The following is an 11,798-nucleotide window of genomic DNA, read 5'->3' as shown; positions in this document are numbered from 1 at the left end:
AAAAGGGCGGGTCGCATGACCCGTCCTTTTGTTTTTACGCCAGTCTGGCGAAAGCCACATAGGGGGATTGGCGGCGCGGCTTTAGCCAGGTCAAACGGCCATATGTGGGCCGGCTGAAGCCTCCGCGCCCCAAACGCCGGTTTCCTGTTTCGGTTGTTTCACTTGAGCATGATTGACGGCGTTCGCCAGGGAGCTTGTCGGGCGAGTGTCTCATGCGCCCGAAAGAGGCTAACCGTCTTGCCCGAAACTGCCCAGGCGCTTGCGGCGGTATGCTATAATCTAAACATATCGGCCAACAAGCAGCACAAGGAGGAAGCTGTCATGAAAAGCATCCTGGGATTGTTCGTGTGTTTCGTCTGTCTGTTTCTGTTCGCCGCTCCTGCGTCGGCCAACGAAGGCTGCCAGGAGACCGTCGTCGTCACCAACGTGGGTGATAGCGGGCCTGGCTCGCTGCGCGACGCGCTCATCCAGGTCTGCCTGGGTGGAGAGGTGGCATTCGATGTACCCGTCCCATCGGCCATTGTCCTCACCAGTGGCCCTCTTGTAGTCAGTTATGAAATGAATATCAATGGTCCCGGAGCCGATAATCTGACGGTAGATGGCTTTGACGCCGACCGCGTTTTCTACATTGCGGGCGACAATGTGACGCTGCGCGGCCTGACGGTGCGGCGCGGCTATGATGACAGTACGGGTGGTGCCGGCATCTACAACATCGGGCAAAACGTCACGCTGGAGAACATGGTGGTTACGGATAATGCCGGCACCCTTGCCGGCGGCGGTGTTCGCAACAGCGGCAGCATGACGATAAGCAACAGCCAGATCGAGAACAACACAGTCCTTGTCGGATCGGGGGGCGGCATCGCCAACACGGGGACGCTGACCCTGGCGGGCAGCCGCGTGCGCAACAACTTCAGCGGGGCGGAGGGTGGCGGCATTGCCAACTATAGCTTGCTCATCATGACGGTCAGCGAATTAACCGGCAACACGGCGGACGAAAAAGGGGGTGGCATTTACAATTACGCGACCGGCGTGGCGCTCTTTGGCTCCGCCAGTTTGAGCAACAACCAATCCCTCAACAGTTCTGGCGGTTTTGCCTTCAACGAGGGCCTGCTGGTGGTGAGAAAGTCGGCGATTGCCGGCAACATCGCCCTGAACAAAGGAGCAGCCCTGCGCAATTATGGGGATGGGGGCAGGATGATATTGCACGAGGCGCGCATTGTTCAGAACACCAGCGTCAACTACAACATTATCCAGAATGACGGCAATCAACTGATCATCAGCCGCAGCCTGATAGCGCACAACACAAGCGCGGGCTACACTATCTTCAACGGGACCCCGGGCTTCGCGGCAGAGATGTTGATTGAAAACAGCACGATTTCCGGCAATGAAACGACGCCCGGACAGGCTGTGATGAAACTGGACAGCGGCAGCCACGCTTCTTTCCAGTTCAGCACATTTGTGGACAATCAAACTTCGGGCAACATTGTCACGGGGGGCGGATCAACCGTCGAATTCCTGGCGACGATTCTGAAGAATCCGGCGTTCGATTGCACGGGCAGTGGCTACCAGTCCGCCGGCTACAACATCGGCAGCGACAGCAGTTGTCTGTTGTATGCGCCCACCGACCTGCCGAATACGGACGCCCTGCTGGGGCCGCTGTTCAACTACGGCGGCAACACACTGACGCATAAGCCGCTGCCGGGCAGCCCGGCGCTTGATGGCGGGCCGACGACGTGCGTGGACACCGACCAGCGCGGTGTTTCCCGTCCGCAGGGCAATTCTTGTGATATTGGCGCGATGGAAGTGGTAAATTAAGATTGGTTCATTCTTAAAAGAGGGAAGCGCTTACGAGGTTAGGCTTTTTCGGAATTTGAATGATCCTATTCCATACTGAAAAAGCCTCAAGCCAATCCAGAAAATCGCGCCTATTCCGCATCGGTATTTTTCTGGATTGGCCTTAATTGCTGAATGCCGGCATCGACATCCCCCCCCACCTCAAACCGAATCACGCGGCGGGGGGGCGTCGCGCCGCGCAATGCCTCATAATCACCCAACGCCTGCGCCTGCTTGAGTACGTCAAACGTCATGCCGGCATCCGGCAGCCCCGCCGCATCAGGGATAGGCACATCCGCCTCCGGACTGGACGTAAACTGAATAAAGAGGCCATTCCCCCGGTCACCTTTGTGCAGTTGCCCTGTGGAGTGCAAAAAGCGCGGCCCATAGCCGAGCGTCGTCGCCAGCCGCGTGCGATTACGCAGGTGTCGCCGCAACGTTTGCAGCGCCGCCTCCGTGGTCGGCGTGGCCGGAACGTAAGCCTGCAAAGCAATGTAGTCGCCCGCGTGGGCCTGCGCCAGAAACGCCGACAGCGCCGCCGCCGACAGGGGGGCCGTCTCCGCTTCGGGGAGTTTGCCCGTCTCCTGGAAAGCAGCCACCATCTTGCGCGCCAATTTCTTCGCCGACTCCACGTTGGGCTGGTCAAACGGGTGAATGCCCAGGTGATGCCCGGCCACCGCCGTCGCCATCTCCCAGAGGAAATAGTGCGCGCCCAGGTCGTACTTGTCCGCCAGGGTGAAGCGCACGACGGGATACCCGGCGTCCGCGAGGGCGTCCAGCGCGGCGACATGGCTCTCATCTCCCGCCAGTTGCAGGTGAACAAAGAGGCGATCCTGTCCGTAGACGGCTGGCCCGCCTACCAGTTCACCCACGACGGGGAGGATGCCCGTGCCGTTTTTGCCCGTGCTTTCGGCGATGAGTTGCTCCACCCAATCACCAAAGCTGGCGATGGGGGCGGAGGTGACGAGGGTGATTTTGTCGCGTCCCTGGCGCGCGGCCTCCCCCATGACGGTTCCCAACCAGAGGCCGAGATTATCCTGCCCGGCGCGCATGTTGTTGGACATCATGTCGCGGGCGCGTTGCAGGAGCAGGGGAACGTCTACGCCTACGAGAAATGCCGGCACTAATCCAAAATAAGACAGCGCCGAATAACGTCCACCAATGTTCGGGTCATTCTCAAACACCGCGCGAAAACCGAACTGCGCCGCGGTCCGCGCCAGTTTGCTGCCCGGGTCCGTGATCGCCACGAAATGCGCCCCCGCCGCCTCCGGCCCCAACGCGACGGCAGTCCAATTGTAAAAATACTTAAAGAAAGACAGGGTCTCCACCGTCGTGCCCGACTTGGTGGAAACGATAAACAGCGTGCGCGCCGGGTCGAGGCGGTCCGCCAGGGCGCGCACCACGTCCGCGTCGGTGCTGTCCAACACGGCCAGATCGAGATGCCCCGGCGCGACGCCAAACGTGAGGCGGAATACTTCGGGGGCCAGGCTGGAGCCGCCCATGCCCAACAGCACGGCGTGGGTGTAGCCATCCGCCCGCACGCCGGCGACCAGCGCCTGGATCGGTTCCAGCTTATCCGCCAGGCGGCTGGCAATATCCAACCAGCCCAGACGGTTGCTGATTTCCGTGGGATCGGGCTGCCAGACCGTGTGATCATGCGCCCAGATGCGGCGCATAAGTCCCCGGTCGGCAGCGCGCGCCAGGGTGTCGTTCAAGGTGGGTTGGAGGGCGTCCAGGCGGACGAGAGTACGGGGGTCCGTTTTTTCGTTCATGAGAGAATTCCTTATTGCAAACCTTCCCGGAAGCTGACTTCACGCCAACAGCCGCTCCCAAACAGCTTCCGGGAAGATCATTTTCTCCAGGTTCAACCAACAATTAACGGGAACAGCCACCCCATTAACCATTCACCAATTAATTTTTCACCCCACTCGCCGCGGCCGCATCTACAAGCCATGTAAGCTGCCCATCGTGGGGTTGGATGAGAGATGCCGGCATTTCCGCCCCATCTCCTCGCCACACCCGCGCTAATGCCACCGCCTTCTCCGCCCCGGCCACCAGGAACACCACCTGCCGCGCCGCGTTCAGCACCGGCGGCGTCAGCGTAACGCGGTCGGCGGGCCGCCCCTCATAATGGGCCGTCACCGCCAGCGTCGGGGAGGCATCCGCCGCCCCGCGGTCGAAGCCGGGGAAGAGCGAAGCCGTATGTCCATCGCCGCCCATGCCCAACAGCACCAGATCGAAGCGGGGATAATTCAGCCCGGCGGCGGCGAAAGTCGCCAACTGTTGGGCGTATTCGGCGGCGGCAGCGGGGGGTGATAATTCTCCAGATACGCGGTGTACGTTGGCCGGCGGCACAGGCGCATGGATCAGAATTGCTTCCCGCACCTGGCGGTAGTTGCTGCCGTCCGCATCCGGCGGCACGCATCGCTCATCCGCCCAGAAAAAATGCGTTTGCGCCCAGGGAATTTGCGCCAGGCGCGGCAACTGCGCCAGCAGTTCGTAGAGCCGTTGCGGCGTGCCGCCGCCGGAGAGCGCGGCCAGAAACCGGCCGCGCCGCGCCACGGCATCCCGCGCCACGCGCACGAACAAATCCGCCGCATACTGGCTCAACGTCTCCAGGTTCTCAAAAACCGGGTTTTTGCGAAAAACCCGGTTTTTAGGGTTGCCCACTTTCCGCCACCTCCAACAGCAAGCCGAGCTGCGTGGTCATCTGCTGCAATTTCCGCCAGTCGGTGACGACCACGGCCAGGTCGCCCAGGCTTTCGCCCAGGTAGGGCTGCGTTTTGGGGTTGGCGCGTAGTTTGTCCAGAATAGCCGGCTGGCTAACGCGCAGGATGGTGACGTGTTGCAGGCGCGCTTCCGTGCCCTGTTCCCCCCAGCGTTCTACGGCCCGTCTCAGGCCGGGGGGCAGGTCCTGGCCGCTCACTTGGGTCAGGAATTCGAGGACTCGTGCCGGCATTATCCCCTGATTTTGCGCCTCTTGCAGCGAAACCGGCGTCAACCGATACAGATACGGGCGATCTGGCCCGGCAACCGGCTGCGCTTCCGCCACCCGCGCCACCTGGAACCGCTCATAACGGCTGGCATTTTGCGGAACCAGCAGCGTCCCTTCCGGCATCACCAACAGCGGTGCGCCCCCATCTGCCGCCGTCGGCGGCGGAGCCAGCCGCAACCAGGCCAGCATCCGCTCCGTCGGGCGGAACAGTTCTCCCGCCGCGTCCAGGTCGCACAAACCCAACCAGTGCAGCGGCCCCGTGATCAGGAACGCCAACAGCCGCCCTTCCACCAGGTCCCAACTATCAAAACCCGTGAGAAACTGGTTCGTGGCCACATCGCGGATATACCAGGTGTCATAATTGCCATCGAGCCGCTGAAAATCAGGCGTATGTTCTTTGATACCGGCGATCACGTCCGCCAGCCGCAGCCAGCCGACGTCGCGCGGCAGCCCATCCAACAGCGCCGTGCGCGCCAGCAGCGCGTCATTCTCCCAACCGCTCCCTTCGCAAACCAGACCGGGCGTGTATCGCAGTTCATTCCAACTGCTGCCGCTCCACGCCTCCGCCAGATCACGCAACTGCGCCTCGCGCCCCTTTTGCAGCCAGGTCACGCCCGCGCGCGTCGGCTTGAAGCCGTTATCCGTCTGCCGCAGCATCTTCATATCCCAGGCCAGCGTCAGCAGCAGGCCGCGCCGCCGGGCGTCGGAATTGAGCAGGAGGTAATCCAACCGATCCAGATTGTCTTCTTGCAACGGTATCGTCTGCGCCGCGGCCAGAATAGTCGTCAGGTCGTCCACGGCATCGACCGGGGCGGCGACGGGGGCAGCGGGGGCCGTGGGGGGCGGCAAGACATCTAGTGAGGCCAGGGTGGGGCGGGGTTCGCTCACCCGGATGGGCGCGCGCGCCGGAGGTGGCGACGGCGCGGGCGTCAAGCCTAACTGGCGGTACAGTTCATCGGGCAGGTAGAAGAACTCAACCATGCCGTCGGCGGTCTTGTCGAAACCGCGATAAAGGAAACCGCGATACCAGAGTCCTTCGGCGGGGCTGACGGGATCCAACCACGGCTCTTCCTGCTCCATGCGCCCCGGTCCCATCTGGCGCACCTCGCCAAACTTGCGGCTATAAATGGAGACGGGGATTCGTCCCCCTTGTTGCGCCAGGGCCTGGAGGGCTTCTGCTTCTTCCGGCGGCAGGTAGCTGATTTCTTCCTGCAAGTCGAGCTGCGCCAAAGCCTGGGTTAATGCCGGCACGCACGCCCCCTTATCCGCTCCCGACAAATCCATCTCCCACCACTCGCCAATGACGCGCAGCACAATCAATTCGTGATCGGCCAAAGCCTGCGAAAGAGAGCGCATAAAGTTCGGTTCCTTGAGTCCTTGAAAGTCTAGGAATTGTGTTAGGCTTTTTCGGAAGTAACTATTCACGTCTCCGAGAGATTGGACCAATTTTGTAGACATCAATAAGATTCAACCAGAGCAAATTGGTCCAATCTGGGCAGATGACCTGTATAGTCACTTTCGGAATTTGAATGATCCTGTTCCATACCGAAAAGCCTCAAGCCCATCCAGAAAATCCCGCCTTTTCCGGATCGATATTTTTCTGGATTAGCCTTAACCGTGATCAATCATAATTATACCAGCGTCCCGGTCACAAGCGACAAGGCCCGACCCGCCACGTTCCCCGTTTGCGCCCGTAGGAGCGGAAATTAAATAAGACAACGAAGTTGTTTCCTTACCGCCCCATCAAACTGGCGCTGCCATTCGAGTTGTATTTCAGCGCCAGTCCTTATGACAGAAGTCCTGTTGCCTGCCAGGCGGGGGTCCGGTACTGTAGCTTTACATGCCTACGTAAACGTGTTATACTTTCGCCCATATTATGTCATGTATGGGTAACAGCCAAGATGATGACTCAGCCAGCCGATTCACAACTGGCCTTTATGGAGCGACTGACGGAGACGTTGTGCCGGCATAACCTGCGCCAGCCCGCCCGCATCTTCTTGCAAGCTGGCCGTCCCCTGGCCCTCCTGATCGCGCAGTTCATCTGGATTGCCCAGCCCGTGCTGGGGCTTCTCTACCCCCGCCAGGCCATTAACCAGTTCGCCCACCTGCTCGAAGAACCCGAACTGCTCAATCAATTCCTGATTTCCCTGGAAACCGAGGCTGACTGATGGACTTCCTCACCGCCTCACTCGTGCTGATTATCACCCTGATCATGGGCCTGCTCATGATTCTGTTTGCGCGCCTGCGCCGCGACCGCCCCCCCGACCTGCGTCCCCTGCGCGGCTACCGCGCCCTCGTCAACCAGGTTGGGCGTGCCGTGGAAAGTGGTCGGCAAATCCACTTCGGCCTGGGGCACGGCGGGCTGCACCAGAGCAGCAGCGCCACCAGCCTCGCCGCCCTCACCACCCTTGACCACCTCGCCGCCCGCTCCAGCGCCAGCACCGCCCCCCCCTTCGTCACGGTCAACGAAAGCACGCTCCTGCTGGCCGGGCAGGATAGCGTACGCCAGGCGTATCGCCAATCGGGGCGGGCGGGCGAAATAGCCGCCGCCCCCGTGCAATTTCTGGCCGACAGCGCCTACCCCATGACCTACGCCGCCGCCGCAAACGACCTCATCCACAGCGCACACATCGGCAGCAGCATCTTGCTCGGCCGTTTTGGCCCGGAGATCGCCATCATCACGGAAGCCGGCAGCCGGCGGCAAGTGGCGCAAATCATTGGCAGCGACGATCCGCAAGCCATTGCCCTGGCTACCACGGTGACGGAGGACGTACTGGTAGGCGAGGAGATGCTGGCGGCAGGCGCATACCTGGAGGGCAAACCGGCGCAGGTTGCCAGCTTGCAGGCGCAAGACGTGATGCGCTGGCTGGCGGCGTTGGCGGTCCTGGGCAGCGCCCTGGTTGGATTGTGGGGAGGCGGCTGATGCAACGCTGGGGACACCACGCGAACTGGTTGCTGGCGGCGGTTGTTTTTCTGGCGACGCTGGCGGGACTGCTGCTGAATGTAGATGTCGGCAATCTCCTCCTCTCCTGGGCTGCTTTTCTCGCCGCCGCCGCCCTGATTTTGGGCGTACTCAACCTGCTGCTCGTCCATCTGCGCCGTCTCTTCAAAGGCAACGTCTACAGCGGAGCGCTCGTCCTCAGCCTCCTCGCCGTGCTGCTCATGCCCCTCACCGACTATCTTGGTCTGACGCAAGATGGCGCAGCCCAAATCTTCGCCTGGGTACAGGCCCCACTGGAGGCGGCATTGGGGGCGATGCTGGCTTTCTTTTTATTGTTTGCCGGCATTCGTCTCCTGCAGCGCGGTCAACGGAGATGGACAGCCCTCTTCTTGCTCGCGGCCATCCTCGTTTTACTGGCCGCCGCGCCCCTGCCCGCCTCCGTCAGCACGCTATTTGTCACGGTGCAGACCGTGATTTCCGACGTGATCGTGAATGCCGGCATTCGCGGCATCCTCATCGGTGTCGCCCTGGGAACCATTACCATGAGCCTGCGTCTGCTGGCCGGTTCAGAACGCCCCTACAACAAATGAGCGCCATCCTTTGTCCCGAATGCGGCGGCCACAACCCGTCCGGCAGCAAATTCTGCAACAACTGCGGTTCTCCGCTACCGCCAGAAACGCACATCGTTTGTCCCAACTGCCGTCAGCACAACCCGCTCAACCTGCTCTACTGCGACTTCTGCGGCTCCCGGCTGGTTGAAGATGACGTCGCCGAATCGCCACACACGCCAGATCGCGAACTCCCCGCGCCCCCCAAAGCCTTCAATTTGCCCAGCCGCGCCCGCGGCGACACCGACGACCTGGCAATTCCCTCCCTGCATCCACACGCCATTCCCGATTGGCTCAAAGAGAGCGACGCCATAGACATGTCGCCCCCATCTCCACCCGTCGCCCCCACGCCCCCCCCCACATCGCCCGCCGACACACCCGCCGCGCCGCCCGCCGACCCGGCCCTCGCCGATTTCGCCCGATGGCTGGAAGACCTGAGCGAGGACACAGTCGCCGCACCCGGCGACGCACAACCATCCACCCCCTTCCCCGCCACCGACGAATTGAACGCCTGGCTGGATGCGGACGACGAGACCGTTTCTCCCCGCGATGACCTCCCCGATTGGCTGCGCGCCGCCGCCCCGCGCGGCACGGGCATCCTCTCCACCCAGCCGCCTCCCCCCCGCCGCGATGACGCCCGCCCCGCCGACCTCGATCCCGCTGCCAACATTCCCGACTGGCTCACGGAGTTTGCCCCCCCTGGCACGGGCATCCTCGGAAAACAGGCGCCGCAGGACGAAGATGAATTGTACGCGGCGCTCGCGGCGGACGTGGAACTCCCCGATTGGCTGCGCGACCTGGACGTGCCCCCGATAATCGCGGAGAGCAAAATTGGCGCGCCGCCCGGGCAAACGCCCCCCCCACCGCCGCCACCCGCGCAAGAAAAGCCCACGCCGCCTAAACCACAGCCCGAAGAATCCTTCGACTGGCTGGCGGAACTGGCCGCGGACGACATCACCATCCTGCCCCCTGAGCCGGACAGCGCCGCCGCCGAAACACCCGCCTGGTTGGCGGAGATGAAACCGGAGACGCAAGATTTGCTTCCTCAAGAGCCACCCGAGGCGGCTCTTCCCGACTGGCTTGCTGATGCGGAAGCGCCGGCGGAGGAGGCGGGCGAATGGGCGTCCGCGGCAGCGTCTCAGCTCGAGCAGATGCCGGCATTCACCGAAGATGCCGGCACGTTGCCCGACGAACAACCCACAGCCGCCGACGCGGAACTGCCCGATTGGCTGCAAGCATTTGCCATGCCCCCCGCCGCGGCGGAAGCCCCCACCACGGCGGCGGACGACGCCACGTTTTTCGTCATGGACGATGACGAAGACGCCCTCCTCAGGGAGAATGAGTCGCCACTGCCGGCGGAACAAGGCGATTGGTCATCGGAAGACGAAGAATTCGACGACACCAACCTGCAGCAGTGGCTTGCGGAATTGGACGCGCTGCCCGCCGACTCCCCAGACACGGAAGTCGCGGCGGCGAAACAGCGGGCGACAGGCGACCTCTCCGATTGGCTGGCGGAGCTATCAGAGGAAGACGCGGAAGACGAAGCCTTCACCGATATTCCTGATTGGATGAGCGTGGCCGAAGCCCCCTCCCAGGCGGAAGGGGCGGACGAGGACGCCCCTCTCGTCCTTGCGCCCGATGCCGTGGATTCAGACTTGCCGGACTGGCTGGACCTGTTCACAGCGGAAACGGAAACACCCGCCGAATCCGCCACACAGGGCGCGGGGGCCATGCCCGACTGGTTGGCGGAGTTTGCCGACACCGACCTGGAAGAGGAAGAAGCAGAAGCCGCCCTGTTTGCCCTGGAGGAAGGCGCGTCGCTCCCTGATTGGCTGCGACAAATCCCCCTGGCGGAGCAGAGCGAAAGCGAGGACGTGCCGGCAGAAAGCGAACCGGCGCCGCTGGAAGAATCATGGATGGTCGCCGAGGAACTGCCGCCATCGGATACAGGCCGTCTGGCCGATGTGCCGGAAGAACTCGCCAGCGCCGAACTGCCAGAATGGTTGCAGGATAGCCTTAGCCGCTCCCCGGCGCGCGGCGGCACATCCTCCCTGGCCGATCTCTTCGCGCCGGCGGTAGAAGAACGACCCGCCGCGGACGCCGAATTACCCACGTGGCTCCAACCCGCCGACGCCGGCGATTTCGATGCCGCTCTGCTGGCGGCGCTGACCACGTCGGCGGAGCCGGGCAACCTGGACCTGAGCGCCGGGGATGAGTGGAGCGACATACTCGGAGAGATGCCCCCGGCCACGCCCACCGATTTGGAACTGCCGCCGGCCAGGGAATTTGCCGGCATGAGCGCGGACGAAGACGCACTGGCAGCCGCCGAGATTCCCGCCTGGCTGCAACCGTTCAAACCGCGCGAACTGCGCGGCGCGGGCGAAACCTACGAACCGGAAGAACCTATCCAGGAAAGCGGCCCCCTTGCCGGCATGCGCGGCGTCATCGACATCGAGCCGATTGTGGCGCAGCCACGGGAAACCAACGGCGACCTACCCCAATTCACCGTCTCCCCCGCGCAACGGCAGCAGGCCAGCCTCCTGCGGCAAATCACCCAGAACGCGCCCGCGCCGACAGTGGCCGCGTCCGCGGCCCAACCCGCCGCGCTGCCTACCTGGAGCCGCCTGTTACTGGCGCTCCTCCTGCTGGCCGCCCTCATCGGCGGCGCACTGCTGCCCGATCTGGCCGGCAGTCTGGTAGGAGCCGCGGAACCGCCGCTGCCCGCCGCCGCCGCCGCCGCCCTGGACACCGTGCAAGCCGCCGCCGGGCAGCCGGTGCTGGTCGCTTTTGATTACACGCCCGCCATGAGCGGCGAACTGGAACCACAGGCGCGGCTGCTGCTACGCCAGTTGGCGGACAATGGCAGCCCGGTGCTGACCATCAGCCAATCGGCGGCGGGCATGACGCTGGCGGCGCGGGCCGCGGCGGAAACGGAGGGGCTGGAAAGCGTGAATCTGGGCTATTTGCCGGGCGAGGCTGTGGGGCTGCGCTTGTTGGGGAAATGCCTCACAACGACCGTGGTTTGCCAGACAACTGCCGGCATTCCCCTCACCCTCAGCCACAATGGCGAACCCGTGCGCCTGGCCATTTTGCTCACCGCCGACCGCCAGAGCCTCGTCAACTGGGTAGAACAGGTCGGCGCTGCCGGTGACACGCCTCTGCTCGCCGCCGTCACCCAGTCGCTCAGCCCCAATGCCGGCCCCTATTACGCCAGCGGGCAGCTCAAAGGCCTCATCGCCGGTCTGCCGGCCGCCGCTGCCTACGAAAACCGGCTCACCGGTGCGGCTGGCCCACTTACCACCCGTTTCCGCGCGCAAGGACTGGCTTACTGGCTCGTCATTGTCCTGCTCATTGGCGGCAGCCTCTACTATCTGGCAACTGGCCTCACGCGCCGGTCACGTCATTAACACGGACGCCTCAC

The 11,798-nt window shown here is 63.1% G+C and carries 8 protein-coding genes; 5 read left to right on the top strand and 3 right to left on the bottom strand.

Features of this window, described 5'->3' with window-relative positions:
• The first annotated feature begins 321 nt into the window (after positions 1 to 321).
• Positions 322 to 1,815, top strand: coding sequence for a hypothetical protein (locus tag H6650_18610; GenBank protein MCB8954024.1), 1,494 nt, complete (start codon positions 322 to 324; stop codon positions 1,813 to 1,815).
• A 110-nt stretch (positions 1,816 to 1,925) separates the two neighbouring features.
• Here the strand turns inward: H6650_18610 and H6650_18605 are convergent, their stop codons facing one another.
• The 3 genes from H6650_18605 to H6650_18595 form a co-directional block, all read right to left on the bottom strand.
• On the bottom strand, positions 1,926 to 3,605 hold the full coding sequence (locus H6650_18605; GenBank protein ID MCB8954023.1) for a glucose-6-phosphate isomerase: 1,680 nt from the start codon (positions 3,603 to 3,605) through the stop codon (positions 1,926 to 1,928).
• 139 nt (positions 3,606 to 3,744) lie between these two features.
• The gene (gene pgl / locus H6650_18600; GenBank protein MCB8954022.1) at positions 3,745 to 4,503 is read right to left on the bottom strand and encodes a 6-phosphogluconolactonase; all 759 of its coding nucleotides are present in this window, start codon (positions 4,501 to 4,503) and stop codon (positions 3,745 to 3,747) included.
• Entirely contained in the window at positions 4,490 to 6,184 is a 1,695-nt protein-coding gene (locus H6650_18595; GenBank protein MCB8954021.1) for a helicase-associated domain-containing protein, read from the bottom strand. The genes pgl and H6650_18595 overlap by 14 nt, the downstream gene beginning before the upstream one ends.
• A gap of 545 nt (positions 6,185 to 6,729) precedes the next feature.
• Here H6650_18595 and H6650_18590 point away from each other — a divergent pair.
• The 4 genes from H6650_18590 to H6650_18575 are packed head-to-tail and all read left to right on the top strand — an operon-like array spanning position 6,730 to position 11,784.
• Entirely contained in the window at positions 6,730 to 6,996 is a 267-nt protein-coding gene (locus H6650_18590; protein ID MCB8954020.1) for a hypothetical protein, read from the top strand.
• On the top strand, positions 6,996 to 7,751 hold the full coding sequence (locus tag H6650_18585) for a hypothetical protein (protein ID MCB8954019.1): 756 nt from the start codon (positions 6,996 to 6,998) through the stop codon (positions 7,749 to 7,751). Before H6650_18590 ends, H6650_18585 begins: the two co-directional genes overlap by 1 nt.
• Positions 7,751 to 8,359 carry a hypothetical protein gene (locus tag H6650_18580; GenBank protein ID MCB8954018.1) on the top strand — a complete coding sequence of 203 codons (609 nt, stop codon included), beginning with the start codon at positions 7,751 to 7,753 and terminating at the stop codon, positions 8,357 to 8,359. The genes H6650_18585 and H6650_18580 overlap by 1 nt, the downstream gene beginning before the upstream one ends.
• Positions 8,356 to 11,784, top strand: coding sequence for a zinc ribbon domain-containing protein (locus H6650_18575; protein ID MCB8954017.1), 3,429 nt, complete (start codon positions 8,356 to 8,358; stop codon positions 11,782 to 11,784). Before H6650_18580 ends, H6650_18575 begins: the two co-directional genes overlap by 4 nt.
• Positions 11,785 to 11,798 lie beyond the last annotated feature (14 nt).

It is taken from the genome of Ardenticatenales bacterium (assembly GCA_020634515.1).
In the GTDB taxonomy this organism is placed as follows: Bacteria; Chloroflexota; Anaerolineae; order Promineifilales; family Promineifilaceae; genus JAGVTM01.
Note: the sequence above shows the minus strand (reverse complement) of the source record. Positions and strands in the feature narration are given on the sequence as shown.